Source organism: Microcoleus sp. Pol12B5, assembly GCF_036701335.1.
Taxonomy (GTDB): Bacteria; Cyanobacteriota; Cyanobacteriia; order Cyanobacteriales; family Microcoleaceae; genus Microcoleus.
On sequence record NZ_JAUBQQ010000008.1, the window covers coordinates 83,106 to 106,492 of the forward strand.

Annotated in this window: 25 protein-coding genes and 1 tRNA gene; 18 read left to right on the top strand and 8 right to left on the bottom strand. The window is 45.8% G+C overall.

Annotated elements, in window-relative coordinates:
- Window positions 1-42: 42 nt before the first annotated feature.
- The 7 genes from QUA24_RS06930 (at window position 43) to QUA24_RS06960 (ending at window position 5,337) form a co-directional block, all read left to right on the top strand.
- Window positions 43-834 carry a DUF4058 family protein gene (locus tag QUA24_RS06930; RefSeq protein WP_333228330.1) on the top strand — a complete coding sequence of 264 codons (792 nt, stop codon included), beginning with the start codon at window positions 43-45 and terminating at the stop codon, window positions 832-834.
- Window positions 835-1,036: 202 nt separating this feature from the next.
- A complete protein-coding gene (locus QUA24_RS06935; protein WP_333228332.1) occupies window positions 1,037-1,255 on the top strand; it encodes a DUF3285 domain-containing protein in 219 nt (72 codons plus the stop codon).
- A 205-nt stretch (window positions 1,256-1,460) separates the two neighbouring features.
- A complete protein-coding gene (ybeY, locus tag QUA24_RS06940) occupies window positions 1,461-1,997 on the top strand; it encodes an rRNA maturation RNase YbeY (protein ID WP_333228334.1) in 537 nt (178 codons plus the stop codon).
- A gap of 161 nt (window positions 1,998-2,158) precedes the next feature.
- The gene (locus tag QUA24_RS06945) at window positions 2,159-2,671 is read left to right on the top strand and encodes a diacylglycerol kinase family protein (protein WP_333085282.1); all 513 of its coding nucleotides are present in this window, start codon (window positions 2,159-2,161) and stop codon (window positions 2,669-2,671) included.
- Between the two features lie 177 nt (window positions 2,672-2,848).
- On the top strand, window positions 2,849-3,436 hold the full coding sequence (locus QUA24_RS06950; RefSeq protein WP_333228336.1) for an aminodeoxychorismate/anthranilate synthase component II: 588 nt from the start codon (window positions 2,849-2,851) through the stop codon (window positions 3,434-3,436).
- 323 nt (window positions 3,437-3,759) lie between these two features.
- Entirely contained in the window at window positions 3,760-4,542 is a 783-nt protein-coding gene (locus QUA24_RS06955) for an MBL fold metallo-hydrolase (RefSeq protein ID WP_333228338.1), read from the top strand.
- A 165-nt stretch (window positions 4,543-4,707) separates the two neighbouring features.
- Complete coding sequence (locus QUA24_RS06960; protein WP_333214694.1) at window positions 4,708-5,337, top strand: fasciclin domain-containing protein; 630 nt, start codon at window positions 4,708-4,710, stop codon at window positions 5,335-5,337.
- Between the two features lie 138 nt (window positions 5,338-5,475).
- Here the strand turns inward: QUA24_RS06960 and QUA24_RS06965 are convergent, their stop codons facing one another.
- Both QUA24_RS06965 and QUA24_RS06970 read right to left on the bottom strand, forming a co-directional pair.
- Entirely contained in the window at window positions 5,476-6,411 is a 936-nt protein-coding gene (locus tag QUA24_RS06965) for a cobalamin-binding protein (RefSeq protein ID WP_333228340.1), read from the bottom strand.
- 89 nt (window positions 6,412-6,500) lie between these two features.
- A complete protein-coding gene (locus tag QUA24_RS06970; RefSeq protein ID WP_333228342.1) occupies window positions 6,501-9,155 on the bottom strand; it encodes a glycosyltransferase family 39 protein in 2,655 nt (884 codons plus the stop codon).
- Window positions 9,156-9,287: 132 nt separating this feature from the next.
- Here QUA24_RS06970 and QUA24_RS06975 point away from each other — a divergent pair.
- Window positions 9,288-9,360 (top strand) — tRNA-Phe (locus QUA24_RS06975).
- Window positions 9,331-9,477 carry a hypothetical protein gene (locus QUA24_RS06980; RefSeq protein WP_333228344.1) on the top strand — a complete coding sequence of 49 codons (147 nt, stop codon included), beginning with the start codon at window positions 9,331-9,333 and terminating at the stop codon, window positions 9,475-9,477. Before QUA24_RS06975 ends, QUA24_RS06980 begins: the two co-directional genes overlap by 30 nt.
- A 66-nt stretch (window positions 9,478-9,543) precedes the next feature.
- On the opposite strand, the gene QUA24_RS06985 is transcribed toward QUA24_RS06980, so the two are convergent.
- On the bottom strand, window positions 9,544-10,992 hold the full coding sequence (locus QUA24_RS06985) for a DUF4339 domain-containing protein (RefSeq protein WP_333228346.1): 1,449 nt from the start codon (window positions 10,990-10,992) through the stop codon (window positions 9,544-9,546).
- Window positions 10,993-11,221: 229 nt separating this feature from the next.
- Here QUA24_RS06985 and bchI point away from each other — a divergent pair, with 229 nt between their 5' ends.
- A complete protein-coding gene (gene bchI / locus QUA24_RS06990) occupies window positions 11,222-12,337 on the top strand; it encodes a magnesium chelatase ATPase subunit I (protein WP_333228348.1) in 1,116 nt (371 codons plus the stop codon).
- Between the two features lie 95 nt (window positions 12,338-12,432).
- Window positions 12,433-12,966: a crossover junction endodeoxyribonuclease RuvC gene (ruvC, locus tag QUA24_RS06995; protein ID WP_333228350.1), complete on the top strand. Its 534-nt coding sequence runs from the start codon at window positions 12,433-12,435 to the stop codon at window positions 12,964-12,966.
- Between the two features lie 7 nt (window positions 12,967-12,973).
- On the opposite strand, the gene QUA24_RS07000 is transcribed toward ruvC, so the two are convergent.
- Entirely contained in the window at window positions 12,974-13,543 is a 570-nt protein-coding gene (locus QUA24_RS07000) for a Uma2 family endonuclease (protein ID WP_333228352.1), read from the bottom strand.
- 261 nt (window positions 13,544-13,804) lie between these two features.
- Between QUA24_RS07000 and QUA24_RS07005 the strand changes: the two genes are divergently transcribed.
- Complete coding sequence (locus tag QUA24_RS07005) at window positions 13,805-14,179, top strand: hypothetical protein (protein ID WP_333228354.1); 375 nt, start codon at window positions 13,805-13,807, stop codon at window positions 14,177-14,179.
- 106 nt (window positions 14,180-14,285) lie between these two features.
- Here QUA24_RS07005 and QUA24_RS07010 read toward each other — a convergent pair whose 3' ends face one another.
- Window positions 14,286-14,555, bottom strand: a complete 270-nt coding sequence (locus QUA24_RS07010) for a hypothetical protein (RefSeq protein ID WP_190660572.1) — start codon at window positions 14,553-14,555, stop codon at window positions 14,286-14,288.
- A gap of 254 nt (window positions 14,556-14,809) precedes the next feature.
- On the opposite strand from QUA24_RS07010, the gene QUA24_RS07015 reads away from it, so the two are divergent.
- From QUA24_RS07015 to QUA24_RS07025, 3 genes are all read left to right on the top strand, one after another.
- Window positions 14,810-16,033 carry a hypothetical protein gene (locus QUA24_RS07015; RefSeq protein WP_333228355.1) on the top strand — a complete coding sequence of 408 codons (1,224 nt, stop codon included), beginning with the start codon at window positions 14,810-14,812 and terminating at the stop codon, window positions 16,031-16,033.
- A 10-nt stretch (window positions 16,034-16,043) separates the two neighbouring features.
- Window positions 16,044-16,292: a hypothetical protein gene (locus QUA24_RS07020; RefSeq protein WP_333228357.1), complete on the top strand. Its 249-nt coding sequence runs from the start codon at window positions 16,044-16,046 to the stop codon at window positions 16,290-16,292.
- 177 nt (window positions 16,293-16,469) lie between these two features.
- Window positions 16,470-17,108 carry a restriction endonuclease subunit R gene (locus QUA24_RS07025; RefSeq protein WP_333228359.1) on the top strand — a complete coding sequence of 213 codons (639 nt, stop codon included), beginning with the start codon at window positions 16,470-16,472 and terminating at the stop codon, window positions 17,106-17,108.
- 80 nt (window positions 17,109-17,188) lie between these two features.
- Here the strand turns inward: QUA24_RS07025 and QUA24_RS07030 are convergent, their stop codons facing one another.
- The 3 genes from QUA24_RS07030 to QUA24_RS07040 form a co-directional block, all read right to left on the bottom strand.
- Complete coding sequence (locus QUA24_RS07030; RefSeq protein ID WP_332954823.1) at window positions 17,189-17,524, bottom strand: ribulose bisphosphate carboxylase small subunit; 336 nt, start codon at window positions 17,522-17,524, stop codon at window positions 17,189-17,191.
- Between the two features lie 45 nt (window positions 17,525-17,569).
- The gene (rcbX, locus tag QUA24_RS07035) at window positions 17,570-17,980 is read right to left on the bottom strand and encodes a RuBisCO chaperone RbcX (RefSeq protein WP_333054738.1); all 411 of its coding nucleotides are present in this window, start codon (window positions 17,978-17,980) and stop codon (window positions 17,570-17,572) included.
- Window positions 17,981-18,116: 136 nt separating this feature from the next.
- Window positions 18,117-19,547, bottom strand: coding sequence for a form I ribulose bisphosphate carboxylase large subunit (locus QUA24_RS07040; RefSeq protein ID WP_333045238.1), 1,431 nt, complete (start codon window positions 19,545-19,547; stop codon window positions 18,117-18,119).
- A gap of 637 nt (window positions 19,548-20,184) precedes the next feature.
- On the opposite strand from QUA24_RS07040, the gene QUA24_RS07045 reads away from it, so the two are divergent.
- The 3 genes from QUA24_RS07045 to QUA24_RS07055 all read left to right on the top strand — a co-directional run bounded on the left by QUA24_RS07045 (window position 20,185) and on the right by QUA24_RS07055 (window position 23,379).
- Window positions 20,185-21,942: a serine/threonine-protein kinase gene (locus tag QUA24_RS07045; protein WP_333228361.1), complete on the top strand. Its 1,758-nt coding sequence runs from the start codon at window positions 20,185-20,187 to the stop codon at window positions 21,940-21,942.
- 19 nt (window positions 21,943-21,961) lie between these two features.
- Window positions 21,962-22,441 (top strand): hypothetical protein, encoded by a 480-nt coding sequence (locus QUA24_RS07050; RefSeq protein WP_333228363.1) that lies wholly within the window; start codon window positions 21,962-21,964, stop codon window positions 22,439-22,441.
- Window positions 22,442-22,542: 101 nt separating this feature from the next.
- Window positions 22,543-23,379: a hypothetical protein gene (locus QUA24_RS07055; RefSeq protein ID WP_333228365.1), complete on the top strand. Its 837-nt coding sequence runs from the start codon at window positions 22,543-22,545 to the stop codon at window positions 23,377-23,379.
- Window positions 23,380-23,387: the final 8 nt, after the last annotated feature.

Sequence of the window (23,387 nt, forward strand, 5' to 3'; positions counted from 1 at the left end):
GCTAAAATCATATAATTAGGTAAATTAACAGGAGTTAAATTAATGAGTAATCCGTTTCCGGGGATGAATCCTTATGTAGAACATCCTGAATTATGGCCTCAAGTACATCATTTGCTAATTAGTAGCATTTTTGAATCATTAGTGCCGCAGTTGCTGCCAAAATATATCGTCGATATTGAAAAAATAGTTTATGAGCTTAGCGGAGAAAATTCCCTTTTAGTGGGGATTCCTGATGTCACTGTGCAGCACTCTCCAAGTCAAACAAACCCAACTTCTTCTAATGTTGCAGTGGCCGCACCGCCTGTGAAAGCTTTGAAAGTAAGACTGCCAGTACCTGTGGAATTTAGGGAAGCATATTTAGAGGTACGAGATACAGCAACTAGGGAAGTTGTGACAGTGATTGAAGTGTTGTCACCCGCCAATAATCGCCCTAGAAAAGGGCGAGAAATATATGATGAAGCAAAGCGAGAAAAGGTGTTTGGTAGTCGCACTCATATGATTGAAATTGACTTGCTGCGAAGTTACCAACCCATGTTAGTTTTTGAGAACGATATTGAGGCAAGTTATCGAATTTTAGCGAGTCGGGGAAATCAAAGGCCTTTGGCGGATTTGTACCTTTTCAATTTACCGGATATGATTCCTCAGTTTCCCTTGCCTTTGCGTGCGGGTGATGCGGAACCAATGGTAGATTTACAAGCGTTATTAAATGGGGTTTACGATCGCGCCGCCTATGACTTTAGAATAGATTACACCGCCGCACCCGTACCTGCGCTTTCGGAATCAGATGCTGCTTGGGCAGATGCTTTGTTGGGGGAAAGAGGGTTAAAGGGATAAGGACAGTAGATTCTTCCCTGGTGTGGGGCGGGTTTATGATAATTTTTGGGGGTTTGTGATGTCGGAGAAGTGGCCCCTACAGAAATATAGGGTTGCGAGGCTCGAAAAGCTAAAAAGTCCTACACAAAACGTTACATCTTTGTTACCATCGTGGCAAGTCTGTCCTCAGCAGCCCCTCTATTAACCTTCTAAACTAACCGTTATGAGTCAACATCCTTCAGCAATTCCCGCCTCCGAAGAGTCCGCCGAAACCCAGACAGCGCCGACAAACACTGCACCTCCACCGAGTTATGTCAAGCTGGCGATGCGGAACATGGTTCGCAAGCGGGCGACTTCTTTGTTTCATTTTGCCTTGACAGCCGCCGGACTTTTAGGCGTACTCGTCGGTTTGGCTTTTCTCGATCGCTATTTCAATTCTTAATCCGGGATTCCAACAATCAGCCTCTAATTTCTGCTGATGTTTTTGATCTTTCTTAATCGGGAATTAAGCTGATTGTTCTGCCTGCCTGTTGCAATCTCTAACAGATTACTGTATCTTTCCAGCAACAGCAAAATCCCCTGCCGTTCGATCGCGCAATTGGAATTTGTAAAAAATTGAATATATCCCTTGACAGGAGAGCAAAAAAATGTTAATTGAGGTGAACGTCGAGGACTGTTACGGGCTCGCCCAGCAGTCAGCCGACGCTTCCAACCTCCCTGAGAGTACAGCCAGCGGGGAGATTTCAGCCGAAACCTGGGAAAATTGGTTTAGCGTTTGGCTGGAAAACCAGGAAGATTATGTGCCAGTCGCTCCGGGCTACGAAGTCAGTCTGCGTTTAACCGCCGATACGGAGATGCAAGCCCTCAACCTCCAGTACCGCCAGCTCGATCGACCGACTGATGTACTAGCTTTCGCATCTTTAGAGGTAGACTGTCCTCAGCTAGAGGAAATGCAGTCATCTGAACCCCTATACTTGGGTGATATCGTCATCTCGATCGATACAGCTAACCGACAAGCCCAGCAGCAAGGACATCCCCTGAAGACCGAACTAGCTTGGCTGGCAGCCCACGGTTTTCTGCATCTTTTGGGCTGGGATCACCCGGATGAAGAAAGTCTGACTCAAATGCTCGATCGACAAGAAACATTGCTGCGGGCGATCGGTCTTGCGATCCAAACAGCATAACTGAAGTTGATGTTGATTTAAAAAATCATCTCAAGCCCAACATAACTTTCTGAAATTAAACCAAAACTTTAGTAAAAACTTAGAAAAGTTACCTAGACTTGATGAAGTTAATTGGAAAAGTTTAGCTTTCATTCATCTCTGTAAATTAAAGTTGGTTCTTTATGACACTAGATAGACCCTCAATTTCATCACAAATCGCACAGTTTCTGCCCATGCCTCAAGACTCTTCTAGCCAGACAGTCCAGGAGCCGAAAAAAGCCTTGAAATACAACCGAGAGCTGTCCTGGAAAATCGCATCTAGCTTAGCTACGAGTTTTAGATACGCTTGGGGGGGTCTGAGTTATGCTTTTGAAACTCAGCGCAATTTTCGGATTCACACAGTTATAGGCACTTTGGCGATCGGACTCGGACTATTTTTGCAACTCAAACCTGTAGAAATATCTGTGATCGGCGTCACCATTGGCATAGTTTTAGCAATGGAACTGTTGAATACGGCGATCGAATCGGTGGTAGACTTGACAGTCGGGCAATCTTACCACGAACTAGCCAGAATTGCCAAAGACTGCGCTGCCGGAGCAGTTCTGGTATCGGCAATGGCTGCGATCATCGTCGGTACTGCACTTCTGCTTCCTCCTTTGTGGGCAGTCGTTCAAATTGCGATCGGCCGTCAGTAACTTATTGGAGGCAGAAAATTTTAGGTTTTAGATGACCAATTTGAGATTTTTAGTTTTATTCGTCTATATTGCAGCTATTTTTATCTTCGGCATCTATCTAAAATCTTGAAACCCTTGCTTTCAGGGAGCGAGTCAATCTAAAATCTAAAATCTAAAACCTAAAATCTAACTTAACCCGTGATTATAGTCATCGATAACTACGACAGTTTTACATACAATTTGGTACAGTATCTAGGAGAACTAGGTGCTGAATTGCCCGTAGCCAGCGAAGTGCAAGTCTACCGGAACGACCAAATTTCCTTAGCAGAAATTCGCCAATTGCAGCCGGCAGCAGTGGTGATTTCTCCTGGCCCAGGGCGGCCGGAAGATGCGGGAATTTCTCTGGAATTAATCAAAGAATTGGGCCCGACTTTACCAATTTTAGGCGTGTGCCTGGGACATCAAAGTATCGGTCAAGTATTTGGCGGGAAAATTGTTTCTGCACCCGTGTTGATGCACGGCAAAACTTCTCAGGTAGAACACGCAGGAGTCGGAGTTTTTCAGGGCGTGGAATCGCCGATGGTTGCAACTCGCTATCACAGTTTGGTAATTGAAAAGCAGAGTTGTCCAGAAGTTTTGGAAATTACGGCTTGGGTTGAAGACGGAACTATTATGGGCGTGCGGCATCGGGAATATCCGCACATTGAAGGTGTACAGTTTCACCCGGAAAGTATTTTGACGACTTCGGGAAAGCAATTATTACGAAATTTCTTGGAACGGCTTTAGTTGGGTTTTGAATTTTGAGTTTTTGTCTGAATCTTTCGGGTGCGTAATGCGAACCTGACGGTTGAAATTATCTAACTTTGTAGGGCGCGCAATGCGAACTTTACGGTAAAACTATGGTGCACATTTTCGCATCTCAGGCGCCCACAAAAGGGTACAAGCCCCCGAAAATCGTTGTGGTGAACCCCAAATTTTAGACGAAAGTTCCATATCCCAGATTCATCTGTGGAGTAAATCAAAAATCTAAAATCTAAAATCTAAAATCGACTGGCGGTGTTTTGTGGTATAACAACAGACGACCAACACCCGACAACCCCAACCACAAGATGAAACGGCGACAATTAATACGTTACGCACAGACGGGTTTGCTAGCAGCTTTCTTCACTGGTTTGCCATCTGGATGGGAAAGCTATCAAGCTCAAACTGCTGATTCTTTGTCGATTCAGTGGTTGGGCCACACTTGCTTCTTGTTCGCCGGAGGCGGTGCGAGGGTGCTGGTGAATCCTTTTCGCCCCCTGGGCTGTACCGCAGGCTATCGCTCTCCTAAAGTGCCAACAGATTTGATTCTGATTAGCAGCCGATTGCTCGATGAAGGGGCGATCGAAGGATTTGCGGGCAATCCCGGCCTTTTGTACGAACCAGGGGCTTACAGGTCTAACGGGCTGCGGATTCAAGGGATTCGGACGGAAAAAGACCGTGAGGGAGGAAGGCGATTTGGGGTCAATGTGGCTTGGCTGTGGCAGCAAGCGGGCGTTAAGATTTTACACTTGGGCGGAGTTGCTGGCCCGATCGGCATTGAAGAACAAATCTTGATCGGGCGGCCCGATGTAGTGCTGATTCCCGTGGGCGGCGGGCCGAAAGCTTACACTCCGGCGGAAGCGAAGCAAACTTTGCAACTTCTCAAACCAAAGATGGTGATTCCGACGCATTTCAAAACCCAAGCCGCCGATGCTGCTGCGTGCGATTTGGTGCCGCTAGATGAATTCTTGGCGCTGATGGATGGTACGCCGGTGCGCCGATTGAATAATGACACGATTTCGATCAAATCTGCTGACTTACCCCAAACTGGTTCAGTGATTGAGGTTTTGAGTTACAGATTTAGCGGTTGATGCCCGATTTTTCAGCTTGCGTTATAGTAAGGGAGTTTTGGTCGATCGGGGATGCAAGAGAATTTTTTCTTTACCTTAGCCTCTGGCAACCTTGCCTTTTGTCGAGATTTGGCTAACATAACAATTCATGTTCACTGTTTTATCTCATAAGGAAATGCAAGCGCAATGAAAAATCAAAATTTACCTAGTTGGATCAAACAACTCACAGGTTTCGCAGGAATAATCGGCGCTAGCGCGTTAATCGGTTTCCCGGCTTGGGCTCACATCACCTCCAACACCAATGTTGCTAATGCAACTCAAACTTCACAAGTTGCAGGAAAAGTGAAAACCGCTGCTTCACCGGCACCAACTTCCGCTTCACCCGCACCAACTTCCGCTGCTAAGGATATTGTTGCTATTGCATCTGGCGACGCTCAATTCGAGACGTTGACGAAGGCTTTGGGAGCTGCAGGTTTGGTGACAACTTTACAAGGAAAAGGCCCTTTCACTGTTTTTGCTCCGACTGATGCGGCCTTTGCTGCTTTGCCAGAAGGAACTGTGGAGAATTTGCTCAAACCGGAAAACAAAGCCCTACTTACTAAGATTTTAACTTACCACGTTGTTCCTGGTTCGGTTGTATCTACTAGCCTGAAATCCGGCGATGTTAAAAGTGTCGAAGGCAGTTCGCTGAAGGTGGGAGTTAACGCAGGCAAAGTTACTGTCAGCGGTGCTAATGTTGTGAAAGCTGATATCAAAGCTAGCAACGGCGTTATTCACGTAATTGACAAGGTGTTGATGCCCCCTGATGCCAAGTAGGACTAGCGTTTTTTGCATCAATTGATGTCAGATTCGGTTACATGAAGACGAAGTAAGGACACAACATTGTTGTGTCCTTATTTGTAGGGCAGGCAATTCAGAATTAATATAAATAAAGCTTTAGCTAGCTGCAGGTACTTACAAAAATGGCTGCCAACCCTTACCCCGGTGGCCAAAATCGAAAATTTCGGGATGGAGAATTTCTGCTAAAATTTCTAACGAATCAACCAATCTCGGCCCCGGCCGATTAAAGTAAGAATTGCCGTCAGTTATGTAAACGTTCCCCATTTTTACTGCTTCCAAATTAGGCCATTCTGGGTTTTTAGTTATCTGCATTGCTTCGCTGCGAGTGCGGTTTAAATCAAAACCACAAGGCATGAAAATAATTACATCGGGGTTAGCTCCTACTAGCGATTCCCATTTTAACCAAGGGGAATGTTCCCCGACAATTCCAAATAACGAATTGCCTCCCGCCATTGCCACTAATTCGGGAATCCAGTTACCCGCAGCCATCAAAGGTTCAATCCATTCGATGCAGGCTACTTTGGGAAGTCTCTGTTTTGTGGTAATAATAGAGGATGCTTGTGTTTGGGAGGTAATAGCATCAATGCGGGATTGCAAAAGGTCGATCGCACTTTTGCCATCTACGCCCAAAGCATCAGCAACTCGCTGAATATCCGTCCAGATTTCTGCTAGGAGATTCGGCTGCAAAGAAATAATTTCCGGCTTGCTATTTACCAGCGTGCTTACCGCTTGTTCAACTTCTGTTAGAGAACAAGCGCAGACTTCACATTGAGCTTGAGTAATAATGTGAGTCGGCTGCAATTTTTCCAAAGTATCTATTTCTACTTTATACACGCTGAGGGCATTTTGCAACAATTCTGTCACGCGGTTGTGAATTTCGCGGCTAGTTCCTTCGGGATTGAATTTAGGCTGAGTGCAAACAGGTAAATTTTGGATTTCAGGGGGATAATCGCATTCGTGGGAACGGCCCACAATTGCATCGGTTAATCCTAAAAGTGCTACAATTTCGGTGGCACTGGGAATTAGAGAAACTATTCTGAGTTGGTTCATTGATTTTCTGTTTTTTACAGATTTAGAAGCACAGGCGTTACAGATTTAGAAGCACAGGCGGGACGCCCGTGCCACAATAAAAGGGATTGTTAAATTTTTAGTTTTTTTAAGTATTGCAAATCTTGCCATGCTTGAATGAGATTACCTTGCATCAGAGCCGCTACACCGTTTAAAACTCTAATTTCCGGTAGGTTGGAGTTGAGAGCGAGAGCAGGTTTTAAGGCTGTTTGAGCGGCTTTGGGATGCCAGCCGTACAGGTGTACGAAAGCGAGATAGGCGTAAGCGTAAGGGTTTTTTGAGTCTAGTTGGGTGACTTTTTCTAAGGCAGCGATCGAACTTTTGACATTCTGCTGCAATACTCGCGAAAATGCCAAAGCATAAGCCAATTCTAGATTATTTGGTTCCTGTTTCAACCGATATTCTAATGCTTGTTCTGCTTGCACGGTATAATCTTGAATTGGATCGTACTGATTGATCCGCCCAATCTGCTCGAACACGGGTTCTAAACCGGGCAATCCTTTGGGTAAATTAACCGCCATCGCCCGCAATTGAGTGACCAAATCTAACTCAGGCTTATCTGTATTATTCTCGTTTCCCGGCTCTACCTGGGAACGCATATCCAGAGGCTCTGCCTCGATCTTAACACTAACTGTCGGCACATTAATCGGATAAGTTTCACCGGTTTTCCGATTTAGATAAGTAGCTTGCAGATTGTAAATTCCCGGTGCAATATTAGCAGGAGGAAGCATCGCCGTGCGATCGACAACTCGAAACCCCACAGCAAATTTATCCGCTTCCAGCATCCCCGGATGCAAAGTCGCCTGGCCGATCGCGCGATCGTGTAAAATCCTGAAAGTCTGTCCCGGTGGAATATCGCCAGACTGCTGATTTTCCCACGTTACCAACACTAAACCAGACTGCAACTGCTGCCAAGGCCCAGACCAAGCATAAGTAACTGGTAGCGCGACTCCGGGAACTGCTTTTGCAGCGACAGTAACTCGATCTAATTGTACTTGCGATCGCGCTTCATTCAATGGCTGTATTTCGACAGGCTGCACTCGCTTGCGATAAAGATTTAAATTAGTATAATCTGGCAAAACCCAAGTTTTTTCTAACTGAAATTTATCGCCTTTTTCAATCGCGGTTACGGCTGCATTTTGAGCTTGTTTAATTTTTTCGCGGATCGAACCTTGCGGGCCACTTTTAGTTACGAACCAAGAGAGCGATCGCACATCTTGCGGCACTTGTTTTAAATTCGTTCCCACCTGCCGCCCGTAAACCTGAAAATTCGCCAAAGCACCATAAAAATTCAAATTATGCTGGTTAATTTCCGGCGTCGAAGGCAACACGCCTAAAGTAGATTGTAAATAAGGTTCCCTATAAATAATTTCTGCGATTACCTCTCGGTGCGGCCACTCTTTCCCCAAGTAAGGATAGTTAGAATTACCGGGACTGATAATTTGGACTAAGTTATGTCCAAAAGCACCTCCCAGCGGCAAGATATGGAACAGCATCGCCAGAATAGCCAAGCCAATTGTACCCCAGCGAATTTCTCGTCCCCACCGAGAAGGCCACAGCGTTAAACAGTAGGCTAAGAAAATAGATAAAACTGGCAAATAAGGTATACCATATCGGTCGTCTTTGTTAATATTTAGAGAATTAATTAAATAAGCTCCTACCCAGAAAACAGCCAGCCAGCGACAGGAGTTGAGATAAAAGATGGACGAACTCTCTTGCCGACGACGCCAATAAAGTATCAATCCTACTAAGGGAATAAGTAACAGAGGCCAAGAAATGTGTTCTGGTAAGTGTTTACCGTAGTAAATCCAAGCGTCGATCGTATTGAGGGCCGGATCTCCTTCGGCGATCGCAGAATCCACTGTTGCCCGTTTTCCCCCGGTCAAAATTAACAGCCAATTAGTTTTTGCCCACGGCCCAAACACCGCCACCGACAGCAACAAACTACCTGCTAATTGAGCTAATCTTCCCCAAGCTTTTTGTCGCACAGCACCCACAGCCAACCAGAAAATCGGGGTAAATAGAAATAATACGGTAGTATGTTTAACTAATATTGATAAACCGAGAGAAATTCCAAAGGCGATCGCCCAAAACCAAGACGACGGGGAGAGGGGGAGAGTGGGGTAGGGGGAGAATTTATACTTTTTCTTTGTTCGTTCTTCCAACTGAGTTCTATCCGTTACATCCGTTATAAAATCCGTTGCCGAACTTCCTTCAGAAGCCTTCCACATGGTCAAACAATAGAAAGCAAAAGTAATCGCAGCAGTGAGGGGATAGTCGAGCAAAAATTGCAAGCGGAACCGATAAAGTCCCGGTAACAAAACGCAAATTGCAGCGGCCCACAAACCGACTTGCCTGTTAAACAGTTGCACGCCCAGACTGTAGACTGAGGCGAGGAGAATTGCACTAAATAATAAATGAACGAGGGTTGCCCGATCGCCCCCAGTACCGAAAACCTGAAGAAACGGAACCGTTAAGATGTATGCCAAGGGTGGAATTTTCGTCGAAAGCAGCCAGAAGTTTGTCCACCACTCCCCGGAAAACCACTGAGGATGCTGCAACGCCTGCAAGTATTTCAGGGTGCTAGTCAGGTAGTCTGCTTGATCCCACGCCGGGACAGATCGATCAAGGGCAAACCAGAGGCGATCGCTAATTGCCCCCAGCAGCCAAATTATGCCCAAGACAAGCAGACTCTTACTTCCGCTGTCCCGATGTTGCTGTGCCATTGCGATTTTTGGATTTTAGGTTGCAGCTTTTAGCTTACAGGCGGGCGGTTCCGGGCGATCGAAAATTAATTGAGAAAAGTGCTTGCTAAATTCTGTATGTGTCTGCTAAGATAGTAAAGCGCGAAAAAACAAGCCGGGATAGCTCAGTTGGTAGAGCAGTGGACTGAAAATCCACGTGTCACGAGTTCAAGTCTCGTTCCTGGCATCGCAAAGCCCTCACAAAGTTGAGGGTTTTTTTTTAGGAAAAATGCGGGCAATGCAGTCAATTATCAAACTCGATTTGCCTGAAAGTTTAGCTAACGAGATTGATGAATCTGTTTGACCTGAATATTTAAAGCTGTTGAGAAGCGTTCAACTCCGCCGAGAATAATCTTTTCGGGCTCGCCCCTTATTTTTGAGTGAGGTACGACGCTAATTCTGGAATTTCACCGGCGCGCTGCCACTCAGCTTCCCCGCGCCGCACTTTCGTTCGGGCTGTGATTTCCTGAACCTCCCATAATTGCAATCTGGTATAGGGCCCTTTGGCTTCACCGCTGCGAAACACGTACCATTGAGGAACTTCAGGAGTGGGCTGGGTCGATCGTCTCACAGGCTTCATCCGATTCATTCCAGTTGTCGCTTTGAGCTGATTTAGTTCTTGTTCTACCGGATTAGGAGAGGCTGAATTAGAATTGGGCGATCGCTTTTTCTTAGCTGAACTCTGATTTTTCTTAGCCTCCGGCTTACCTCTAGCAATTTCTACTTCGCGCGGCCACCCCCAGAAATGCCACACCGCCACCCACACTAGCCCCACGGCAGATCCTAAAATCTCTTCTTGTGTTTCTGACCATTCTGAAGACTTTCCAAACAGCAGAAAACCGATCGCACCGAGTACGATCGCTATGAGGTTTAGGTAAATTAGGTTGGTAGTGTCGTTAGCCGCTAAGTGCCAACTGGTTGTGTGCCGAACAAAAGATTGGCGGGTTGCTGTTTTGTTGTGTTTCCAGGCTTTGCGAGCTTGAATCCGGCCGTAACCAGGAGAGTCAGCGGGCCACCACGTCGCGGCCCAATTAACTAGATGCGCTGACCAATACTGCAAAGCTGCATATCCCACTATTCCGCTTAGCAGTACGCTAATAACTAACAGAAAGGTTGTCAGCGGCAGTAGCTGTATTGGCACGATTTCAGCCGTCGCAACAGTTAACAGAAAAAACGGAGTACCAGTTAATACTGGAACTAACAAAAGTTCAAGTATCTTTAGAAGCTCTGCATAGAAAATCCATAAGAATTTAAGAAGATTTTTAAGCAGCTTTGCAAAGCGGAAGTGATACAGGTAAGCAGATGCGATCGCAGTTCCTAGAATTAAAGCAACGAGCGCGCCCGAAAAGCTTCTGAGCGGCAGCATAAAAAGGGCGGTCGGCGGAATTCCCATCACGATTGCTGCTGGCAGTGTGAGAAATGCTATAACGCCTTCCCTCCAGTGCTGCCAAGCCGATAAAGTCGGCGGTTGCTGATTGTGTCGGCGAATTTCCACCCACTCTGCAAACTTGGTTAACCCCCAGTGATAGAAAGCAAATAACCAGATTTGGCACAACCAAGCAAGTACAATCGGGGATTCCCAGTCAGAGTTCCTGATGGTGTACCAGTACGTCCTGCTAAATCTGTAGGAATAGTAGTAAGCATTGGGCCACAGTAAAGAAACAATCAGCCAAAAGCTAATGCTTAAGGCAAACCCTCTGGCGCACGATGTAGGATCGGGGAGGAATTTCGGCCAATTATTCATGGTTGGGATAATTTGACGGGATCTCATCAATATTGTCCCATCGCGCCGATCGTTCTGGGCCGTGCGATCGTCCATAAAAATTGCTGGACAGTGCCGGATGTACGAAGTTGATTAAAACTTTTTTTAAATAAACACTCGTACTCGTTATCCTGTTGAAGGGGATCCGTGCTCTGTGGACATCCTACAACTGCCTGAAGCGAAGCTATCCCGAACGCGCGTGCGGGCCCGTTGCGGTAGGGAATCGCTCCAGACAATCCCTTATCCCCTACAATAAACAAGCAATTATTATATTTTGAGTTATCCTGTGAGTCCTACTGCCGAAGTCAGCAATACCCTAAATGCGGGCGCTCTACCAACCGTTACCGCTACCGCAGCCCGCCGCGCTGTTTTTCCCTTCACTGCAATTGTTGGCCAGGAGGAGATGAAACTGGCGCTGCTGTTGAATGTCATCGATCCCAAAATTGGCGGGGTGATGATTATGGGCGATCGAGGTACTGGTAAATCTACCACAATCCGCGCCCTCACTGATTTGCTGCCGGAAATTGAGGTGGTGGCTGACGATCCTTTTAACAGTCATCCCAGCGATCCAGATTTGATGAGTGATGAGGTGCGCGATCGCACTTTATCTCAAACTGACATTAAAATCGCCCGCAAAAAAGTCCAAATGGTAGATTTACCTTTGGGCGCTACCGAAGACCGAGTTTGCGGTACGATCGACATCGAGAAAGCTTTGTCAGAAGGTGTTAAAGCTTTTGAACCCGGCCTTTTAGCTAAAGCTAACCGCGGCATTCTGTACGTTGATGAAGTCAATTTGCTCGACGATCATTTAGTCGATGTTTTGCTCGACTCGGCCGCCAGCGGTTGGAATACTGTTGAAAGAGAAGGCATTTCGATCCGCCACCCGGCTAAGTTTATTTTAATCGGTTCCGGGAATCCAGAAGAAGGAGAATTGCGGCCGCAGTTGCTCGACAGATTCGGGATGCACGCAGAAATTCGGACTGTGAAAGACCCGAATTTAAGAGTGGAAATTGTCGAACAGCGATCGAGTTTTGACCAAAATCCGGCGGAGTTTCTCGCGAAATATCAGCGCGAACAAGATGATATGCAGCAGAAGTTGGTGGAAGCCCAGGAAAGGTTGAAATCGGTAACTATCGATCGAGAGTTGCGGGTAAAAATCTCCCAAGTTTGCGCGGAATTGGACGTAGACGGGCTGCGGGGCGATTTGGTGACGAATCGGGCTGCGAAAGCTTTCACGGCCTTAGAATGTCGCACAGAGGTGACTGTGGACGATATTCGCCGGGTGATGACTCTGTGTTTGCGGCACCGGTTGCGGAAAGACCCGTTAGAATCAATAGATTCGGGGTATAAAGTGACTAAAGTGTTCGATCGGGTATTCGGTCTGGAATCAACTGAGGGGTAATTGGTAATTGGTAGTTGGTAATGGGTAATTGGTGGTGATGAAACCTTCCCAAATTTTCATACCTAATTCCCCATTTCCAATTACTAATTCGGGCAATGGAAAAAAGAATTTTAGGATTAGATCCGGGCTTAGCAAATCTCGGCTACGGGGCAATTTCCTGTCAAATTGTCCCCGATAAACAAGATAAAAACAGCGTTTCCATGATTGATTGTGGCGTCATACAAACAACACCCAAACAGGAAATGGGACAGCGCTTGAAAACAATTTACGACGATTTGCACGAGGTAATTGAACAGATTAAACCTGATCTAGCAATTGCCGAAAAACTGTTCTTTTACAAGATGGGAAATACCATACTTGTAGCGCAAGCGCGGGGCGTTTTGACCCTAGTATTGGCGCAGCGTGGAGTGCCGTTATTCGAGTTTACGCCGGCTCAAATTAAGCAAGCTTTGACCGGCCGCGGTAATGCGGATAAATCTGAAGTGCAAGAGGCCGTGGCGCGGGAGTTAGAGTTGGCTTATATTCCGAAACCGGACGATGCAGCGGATGCTTTGGCGGTGGCTTTGACTGGTTGGTACGATGATGATATTTGTCCGAAGAAAATACAGTTGGAAACAGGAAAAATTTGATACAATATCAAATCATGGGCAAATTAAGCACAAATCCGGGCAACACATCTTCTCCGGATAAACTTACAGGAAATTGTACAATCTCTACTTCGCGAGAAGGGCGATAAATTTCTACTTTTTCGTCTAGAGGATTAATTAACCAACCCAAGCGTAAACCGCTGTTTAGATACTCCTGCATTTTCTCCTGAAGCGGTCGCAGCGGGTCTGGGCGCGATCGCAATTCAATGGCAAAATCAGGACAGATTGGCGGAAATTTCTCTTGTTGTTCTGGTGTTAAAGCAGACCATCTTTCTAAGCTAACCCAAGCCACGTCTGGAGCTCGATAGCCATTATTAGGCAAGCGAAAAAGTGTAGAAGAACTAAACACTCTCCCTAGCTGGGTTTTACGGTTCCACAAGCCCAAATCTGTAATTAAATAGGCTTTTCGATTGCCGCTAACTCCGCCTGCGGGTGACATAATAATGATTTCTCCTTTAGGTGTCCGTTCAAATTGCCAATCTCGATTCATCTGGCATAAACGGTAAAACTGTTCATCGGTTAGTGCGACAGTATCTAAGTTTAAAGTAATGATGGTCATTTTTCCTAACTCTTTATAAATATGAGTCCTGCCAACCTATTTTAGCGCCGCATTTGGTCAATTTTAACATCACTCCTCATAGCCCGGACTTAAGCTTTAATACGAGGGCTTAAGCCCCAGCCCGACTATTGCGAAGTACAAAATATTAGTTGAAAATGTAATTAAGTTCGATCGCCCAATTCCCACCTCCATCAAAAAATGCTATAATAGCAACTTTAATTGCTAAACTTATCCCGCCAACAGAGAACACAGGAAAATAATATGGTGATTATTACCTCACAACAAATTGCCCAATTTCGCTCGCAATTAGCGGAATATCCCGAAGCCCTAAAAGCCCTAGATGCAATCGAAGATTGCGAAGGTAACATCGAAGATGCAGCGATATCTCTAGCAATTCAAGCCGGGCAAGAACCGAATATCTCGGAAAATTGGTTAGACGGATTGGCCAAAAGATGCCGGGTTGCTATCTGCAAATCAGAGGTTAAAGAAGAGTTGAAAAACGGACAATTGAATGCTGCATTTAGAGATTTAGTGGCAGCAAAAATTTGCCCTAATATTTTGGTGACTTCGGTGATTATTTATGTATTTAAAACTGGGGTGAATGAGTTTTGTGAACCTCTCGAATATAAACTGTAAAGCCATCGCTGCATTTAAAAATTAGGTGAAACACAGCTATCCCGAAGGGTAGGGAATCGCCCTCATTTCTCAAAACATGATACAACGAGGCTATGGCAACTCTTCTCTACCCCTTTGCACTACTGTAGCCAGCCGGCCTTAAATCCGGCGACAAACCCAAAGATTTCCCCAGCAAACGAGCAAGTTGCACTAAAAAATTAGCAGTATCTTCGTCACCTTCGCGCGCCATTGAAGCCGATATCTGGATTAGCATTTGCACAAATCCCGCATCAATTAAATCGGAACAGGAACTTAAGACCTCTGGTTCTTGGCCGTTGGGACAGGTAAGCACTCGCTCGATTAAGTTCAAATAAGCCTCTTGACGTTCTGGATTCATTTTGGCAGGAGCTTTACAGTAAATAATTTATTATTACGTTTAACTCACTCCTGTCAATCAGGCGATCGAATAAGCGATCCCCCTTTTTACTCTAGAAACTCCATTCAGTCAGGAATAGACAGAAGCTTAAAGAAAATCTTAAGTTTCTCCATGCTAGTTTAGTCGAGGTAAGTTGTCCCGATGCGCCCCCTAGAATGCAAGCTAAGCTGCGCCAATAATAACCCTAAGATTCAAGGGAATTAAGAATATACAAAATGAAAATAGGAATATTTTTAGGAAATCTAGGAAACCCCGCCATCTACTATCCCAAACTTGCCCCAATTACCGGCGGAGTCGCGGCGAGTATTTTTCTTTGCCAATTATTGCAATGGCAATCACAACAGTCCAACTCCGGCGAATGGGTGAAAACTAACAGCAGCGAAATTGAAAAAGCTACTGGTTTAAATCGCGAAGAACAAGAACTCGCGAGACGCCTGCTAAAAGTGCGATCGCTCCTGAAAGAAAAATTAACAAATCCCAACACGGACACCCTAGAACTCTGGGCGGACATTGACGCTTTCGAGGAAAAACTAAATAACTTTTGGTCACCGAATCCGCCAGATATTATAACACCTATAAGTTGCGAAAATAACAATCACCCTGTAGAAATTTTTCGCGAAACATCACCCCCAAATCATGTAGTTAAAAGCGACAAATATTTCGGGCAACCCCGCCAACAAATAGCTGTGGCTGTCACCCCTAATTACCGATTTAGTGGCCCCTGGAATTCCCAAGAAGAACTCCACAATTTTCAACGAGCCTTAGAAGCCTATGCTCAAGAGCGCAACTTAGGATTTGGAAATCCTTCTGGATGGGCATTTAAAATTATTGACAGCATGACAAAAGGCTTAACCTCGACTTTTTGGGATGAATTTATCGCCGGAATTCCTTTAGGAGAAAGTCAGAAAGTTAAGCGAGATTGGGAAATCGAACCGGAAGTGCCTTATCCTGCTTTTGAAGAGGAGCGAATTCAGTATTACGTGCACAAAGGCGAACCGCTAGAAGCAGCAGTCTCTAAAGCCCGTGCTGACTTGAGAAACCCGGTTTTGGGCAAAGATTTGTGGGAGGGATTTTTGCGAAAGTGCGATCGGCTTGCCGATGATGCACTCAGAGCAAAACAGCAGGGCGTTGACACACCATATCTGCCGTCTTCCTTCAACGAAAAACCGCAAATCACCAAGGATAGTGTAATGCGGAAGTTAGGGGCGATCGCGCCGCAATTAGCCCTCAATCAATCCACATCTGAAACAATTGCTGAACCGCCAAAACTCGAACAAAAAGAGCTGCCAACAGTCGCCGAAACCCCCAGTATTTCCTCTTTGCAAAAAGCTTACCAAACTCCTCTGGGTCGAAGTATAGTCGAAAAACAAATCGCTGCCAACCCAGAATGGGGCTACGAAATAGTTGACGGTGAAATAGTCGAATCAATCCCTTTTTAATGAGGCTGATATGAAACGAGTTAGCGATATTAATCCGCTGGGAGAAGAGCGACCAAATCCGTCTGAGGAAGAGAGAGAAAAACTGCGGCGGGAAAGGTTGCAGCGAGAAAGAGATGAAGGATATCAAAAGTTAGTTGAACTCTGCAATTTAGGCGAATATGACATGGCACAGCAGTTGGGAAATCGACATCTTAATTGGGGTTATGAAGTAGTTGATGGGATTGTGATGGAAAGGATAGATTGCGATCGTCTTCAATAAGGTAGGGTGCGTCGCTATGATATTTTTGCTCGGATTTAAATATCTTCGATGGCGACGCACCCTACCACTTGATATATTGTGGAACGGGCCGAAAAGCCTGTTCCTAAGAATGGTGCAAATTGACTACCCCAATGTCTATGTTATAATTATAACTAAAAATTAAATAACTCTTAAAATATGACGACAACTATTAATGCCAAAAACCTAACATTAGCAGAAGTACACCGTCTGTTCGGCTTTCAAAAGCAGTACACTAACTCGTTTACCTCTCTGTTATCCCTTGAAGATATCACAGAACACGAACAGCAGGAACTTATACAAATTAGGGAGGACTTCGATGACTACATTTCAACTGATCGAGTTTCTGAAGGACTGGTAAAAGCTCTGACTACCTTTCCCCTCATGCGATTGGCTGGCTTCTACCGCCGCCCGATTAAAATTAGTTTAGAACAAGACATCACCGAAATTAGCATTGAAGACGAAGATACAATCATTAAAGGACGGTTTGATATCTTAGCTGTCAACAGGATAAAACCCATCAGAAGCGATACATATTTTTGGGTTTTGGTGATTGAAAGTAAAAATTCTGGAATCAACGCATTGATGGGTTTATCCCAATTGCTAACCTATGCTTATCAAAATTTAAAATATCAGGACACAATCTGGGGCTTGACAACAAACGGAATGCACTATCAGTTCGTCAATATTCAGGGGGGCAATAACCCAACCTATCAGCTAATGCCTTTGCTAAACCTGATGGAGTCCGACTCTTCAATTTTGTTGCTGCAAGTGTTAAAAGCTATTTGCAAACTATAAAAAAAGAGGCAGAGAAAATTCCCCGCCTCCCATCTGCAATGACTGTTAACCTAAAAGTTAGATTAGCCAGCCAATACTTTTTAGTAGCCTCTGGTGTTAGGCTTGTGGACGATGAAGCTGAGCACTTGGCATTGCTTCACGTTGTCAAAACCCATGACGCGGATGTAGCAGCTAGGATTTTCTTGACGGCAACTTTGAACTTCAGCCATGATTTCTTGGACGCTGCGAGCACCAAACAAAGGCAACTTCCACAAAGTCCAGTAGCGCATTTCAGCAGCAGAGGTTTCGTTGAACTCTACGCCGGGAATGTAGCCTTGATCCAAGATGTATTGGAGTTGCTTGGCAATTTGCGCGTCTGTCAGGGGGGGCAAATAGGACAGAGTTTCGTAACGACGCTCTTTAGGTAAAGTCTTCATTTTTTGTATCTCTAAGGTGTGTGTTCGATCGCACTTGTCGATCGATTAACTCGACAAATTATCCAGATTCGGTTCAGAATCTATTGATGTTTCAGGATTACTGCTAGAAACAGACCAATTAAGTTGCGTAGTTCGCTCTAAATGCTGGCGTCTGTGTTCCATATTCGCCTGCTGAATGCCAGTACAAACCATTTCTGGCAAAAATTCCGTCACATCGTGAGCCAGATACTCTCGCACAGTCATGATCCGAAAGCCTAAATCTTGATTTTCCAAAAGCAACTCTTGAATATAAGCTTCTCCATCTTGGATTTTGCCCTTAGTGGAAAAGTCATTCAACCAGATTGCCAGAGGAGGATTGGTTTCGCTCAACTGAGCGACCACCATCCGCACGGATTGATAGGTTAGGTAACTTGCCAGCACCTTAGCGGTGTCTTTCGCAACTTGTTTGAGATCCATTTTGACCCCAGCCCCCTCAAATTTTAGATTTTGGATTTTAGATTTTGGATGCAAACTTACTTGTAAATCTTCTTCAAAGATAAAGACTCCACAGCAAGTTTGCTACCTAAAACCTAAAATCTCAAACCAAAAATCCTTAAAGGGTATCCATTGCCTCAAACTCAAACTTGATTTCTTTCCAGAGTTCGCAAGCAACAGCCAGTTCAGGAGACCATTTGCAAGCTTCGCGAATTACGTCGCCGCCTTCGCGCATCAAGTTGCGGCCTTCGTTACGAGCTTGGACGCAAGCTTCCAAAGCAACGCGGTTAGCAGTTGCACCAGGTGCGTTACCCCAAGGGTGGCCCAAGGTGCCGCCGCCGAACTGTAAGCAGGAGTCGTCGCCGAAGATTTCAACCAAGGCTGGCATGTGCCAGATGTGGATACCACCGGATGCAACTGGCATGACACCAGGCATGGAGGCCCAATCTTGGGTGAAGTAAATACCGCGGCTGCGGTCTTCTTCGATGTGGTCTTCGCGCATCAAGTCTACGAAGCCCATCGTGATGCCTTTTTCGCCTTCGAGTTTGCCCACAACTGTACCGGAGTGCAGGTGGTCGCCGCCGGACATCCGCAAGCACTTGGCAAGCACGCGGAAGTGGATACCGTGGTTTTTCTGACGGTCAATCACGGCGTGCATAGCGCGGTGAATGTGCAGCAAGATACCGTTGCGGCGGCACCATTTGGCCAAGGTGGTGTTTGCAGTGAAACCACCGGTCAGGTAGTCGTGCATGATGATGGGGGTTTTGATTTCCTTAGCGAACTCAGCCCGCTCCATCATTTCTTCGCAGGTAGGGGCAGTTACGTTGAGGTAGTGACCCTTGACTTCGCCGGTTTCTGCTTGGGCTTTTTCAATAGCTTCTTGAACGAACAAGAAACGATCGCGCCAACGCATGAACGGTTGCGAGTTGATGTTTTCGTCGTCTTTGGTGAAGTCCAAACCGCCGCGCAGAACTTCGTAAACGGCACGGCCGTAGTTCTTAGCAGACAGACCCAATTTGGGCTTAATTGTACAACCCAGCAAAGGACGGCCGTACTTGTTCAATTTGTCCCGCTCAACGGTAATACCGTGAGGAGGGCCTTGGAAGGTTTTCAGGTAAGCAATGGGAATCCGCAAGTCTTCCAACCGCAGAGCACGCAGAGCTTTGAAACCGAACACGTTACCGACCAAAGAGGTCAGCAAGTTGGTGACGGAACCTTCTTCAAACAAATCCAAAGGATAGGCAATGAAGCAGATGTATTGGTTGTCTTCACCAGGAACTGGTTCGATGTCGTAGCAGCGACCTTTGTAGCGGTCGAGGTCGGTCAGGAGGTCAGTCCAAACAGTTGTCCATGTACCTGTAGAAGATTCAGCAGCCACAGCAGCGCCTGCTTCTTCTGGGGGAACTCCCGGCTGCGGTGTGACGCGGAAGGCAGCCAAAATATCTGTATCTTTCGGCGTGTAGTCCGGCGTGTAATACGTTAGTTTATAGTCTTGAACTCCGGCTTTATACCCAGCCTTTGATTGAGTTTGGGTTTGCGCGTAAGCCATATCTCGCTTCCTAGTATTCGCTTAATTTTTTTGCCCGATCGCAGGCTGTTAAAAATATATCAACAAAGTGTCACTCTCCAATTTTAATATTCTTTTAATCATCATAAGTATTGTTTATTTTGCTTTACATTCCGAAAATATTTGTAACATATCTTATGAAATTCCCGTGGCGAAGGATGCAGGAGGAAAGGCTGGGGATCGCAGAGTGGGGGGGAATTTTGAGCGATCGAAATATATTGTGCAGCGAGCCGAACAGCGGATCAATACGGTTTATGTAAAGAATTTAATACTTAAAAATCAGAATTGGTAATCGGTAATCGGCAAGGGGGAAGTAGTTAGAAATACCTAAAGTTATGGTTGGGAGTTAAGATCGATCGCCCGATCGATCTCAACTGTTATTCAGTATGTAGCAATCCAAAATCCAAAATCTAAAATCTAAAATCCCGTGAATCTGAGACCGCTAACTCAAAAATCCACAGGATACCACATAATATGGACAGGGCTTGTGCAGCAAGAGCAAGCTCGTTTCTCAAACCAAATCCGTCGTTACAGCAATTTAACCTCGCTGAAAACCTGGTTTCTGCCTTAACTGCGCGTAAGTCTAGTATGGATATTTAGTCCCATTTTTACTCTGGTTGTGCCTCACCCCCCTTCAAAAGCCGTTCACTGCATCAATCCAGATTGCCCAAGGCCCTACCCTCAGACTTGGGGCAACAATTTTTGTCATAGTTGCGGGGCTCCCCTGCGGCTAAAAAATCGCTACGTGCCTCTACAAAGCCTCGGTTCCGGGGGTTTTGCAGCGATTTTCACAGTTTGGGACACAGAAACTGAAACCGAGCGCGTCCTGAAAGTGTTGCTCGAAACGGCCCCAAAAGCGCTGAAACTGTTCGAGCAAGAAGCTTGGGTTTTGGCACTTTTGCGGCACCCAGGCGTCCCTAGAGTCGATCCTGACGGTTATTTTCACGTCCAAACGCAAAATTTTGCAGGGGGCGAGGGAAATCCTGCGGCGAAGCGGCTACCTTGTTTGGTAATGGAAAAGATTCACGGCAAAACTTTAGAAGAAGTTCTCGACGAGCACCCTCAAGGATGTCCGCAGGAATGGGTGTTTAGTTGGCTGAGTCAAGCTGTGGAAATTTTAGAGGAGTTGCACAGGTGTCAGATTATTCACCGCGACATTAAACCCTCAAATTTGATGCTGCGAGACCCGGAATCGCCCCAAGTTTTGCTAAGCAAGGGTTTGGGCGGACTGCAATTGGTGACGATCGACTTTGGGGGAGTTAAACAGATGGGCGGTGTCGAATCCGTGGGAAAAGATTCTCGGAGTTCGACGCGATTGATTTCGCCCGGGTACAGTCCGCCGGAACAAATTGTGGGAGGCGGTGTGGTGCCGGCGACGGATTTTTATGCGCTGGGGCGGACTTGTATTCATTTGCTGACGGGGAAGTATCCGGCGGAAATTGAAGATCCGATGACGGGGGAGTTGCGGTGGCGTCACATTGTATCGGTGAGTCCGGCTTTGGCGAATTTGTTGGACGATATGGTGCGATCAAACGTGCGGGAACGTCCCGCGACTGCTGGCGATGTTCGGGCGCGTTTGCAGGAGATTTATGCTAGGAGTAAGGGCAAAATCGCGATCGCCCCTGCGGGTCAAGCTATTGTAGAATTCTGTCGGCAAGTAGTGGTGACGGGGGCGCAAAAAACGGGAAGTTTGATGGTTGTGCTGTTCGGCGCGATCGCCCAAATCGTGGTAGCTTCTCTGGATACGGGCTGGGAAATGGTGCTGGGTGGCGTTGGTGGAACTGCGGGGGCGATCGGCGGTTTGGTTTTGGCCTATGCTTCGCCTATTGGCCCGGAAATTGCCAGTTTTCTGAATGAAGGTTTGCAGCAATTAATTCCTAATATGACTTTCGCTGTCGGGCCAGAAGTGCTGCTGTTTGGATTTGCGGGGTTCGGAACTGCGATCGGTTTGACGGATGCGGGGAGTTTTCGCCAGCAAAAACAGTATTGGCTGTCTGGATTGATGGGCGCTCAGGGCTATTTGTTGGCGGGTTTGTGTTGGATGGAAGCAACAGCTTCTAGTGGTGTGCAGGGGGTTATTTTGGGAGCTTTTGCGATCGCCTCTTTGACTGTGGGAATGGGTTTGCGGAGCCATCAATTAGTTCACGCTTTGGTGGTCGCTGTTTTTTCTACGGGAATGTTTCTGTTGCTGAATGCTTGGAACATTTTTCCGGGGAGTTTCTTTGGGATTTTGTCACTGTCTAACGTTACCTTCGGCTGGCTGCAAGTTTGGGGCTCAATTGTGTTTTTTGGTTTGTTGGGAAGTGCGATCGGGCTTTGTTTGGGAGTCAGCCATTATTTGGTTGTGCCTTTGTTGCGGTGGTTGGGCTGGAAGTAGGAATTAACACCAAATCACTATGATAATCAAGTTGTTATCAATTAAGTCTCTCTCAAGATTTTCAATAGTTTTTTCTCTGGCGATCGCCCTTGTCCTCAGCAGCCCCAATCTAGCCAAAGCCGAATCGCGAGAACAAGCCGTCGATCGATTGACCGATTTCTTATTCTACAGGGTTAATCCTCAGTTAAACAATCGCAAACTCCAAGCGGGCGATCGCGAATATAGCAATCAATGGCGGAGATTGCGCGAAGCGATCGATCCACGAGTCAAGTCGGTACAAGAAGTCTGTTTTAGGCCAGCCCCAGAAGAGACAGGATGGGAATTTACCACCATTAACGGCGAAACCTACGAACAAACCTACGATTTACTTGCAGATACAATTTTTTACAGCCGCCATCCTCAACGAACCGGACAGCCCATTCCCAAAAGCGATCGGATCGGCATTAGTGAATGGTCAGCAATTAGACGCGAAATGTTTATTTCTAATTGTGGACTGTGAGATTCGATCGCCTTACAGCGCAGCATTGATCGAAGATAACTCCTAGAGTAGAGGTCATCTCTACACAACTCTGTAAAAAGAAAGGTTTTTAACCGATGAGTATGAAAAGTTGGATAGGCGATCGCACTCTTATTACAACCAGAATTATTGCACCATTGATGGGACTAATCGCCATTGGATCTACAAGTTTTGCAGGTGCTGCCCCACAGCAACAAATTCGCCGCATAAATAGTGCGAAAGTCGATACAGGAAGTCAAAAAAATTACATCAATAATTCCGAAAAAAATTCAACAATTGTTGCTTTAAGTGAAAAGGTTCAAGTCAGCCTTGAAAATTCTGTAAATTCCACTCAAAAAATACCTCTTCAACAAGGTATGCCATACAAAGAGGCGCGCCAAATCCTGATCCAACAAGGGTGGCAGCCCAGCTTACAAGGTCAACCTAACCTCAGAGATCGTTCTGTTAAAGAGCTATTTGATTTAGGATATAAAGAGATTAAGGATTGTTCTGGTACAGGAGAGGGGCCTTGTCGTTTTGAGTTTATCAATCAACAAGGAGAACTGCTAGTTATAGTCGCTACGACAAGAGGTTTTGAAAATACAAAACGTTTTGTGAGGAATTGGTGGATTGAGAAAAAAACAGATAGCCCTCAACAAAAATCTTCATCGAACATAATTCAAGAAGGTCGTTATTGGTTGGGAGGTACGGATGAGGGTTTAGAGGTAAAGGGAAAACTATATCGATATTATGACGAGTCTAATATTGATCGACCGTGGCAACCTATCTCTGAGTTACAATATATCAAAAAAGGCGTTGTCTTTGATGGTAAAAATTATTGGTGTTTATCTACTCTCGTACCTCAAACAGGAGGAAGTTCTTGTTCTAGAGATGGATGGCAACGAAATATTTATCACCCGCTATATCGGGGAAATTCATAATTTTTATT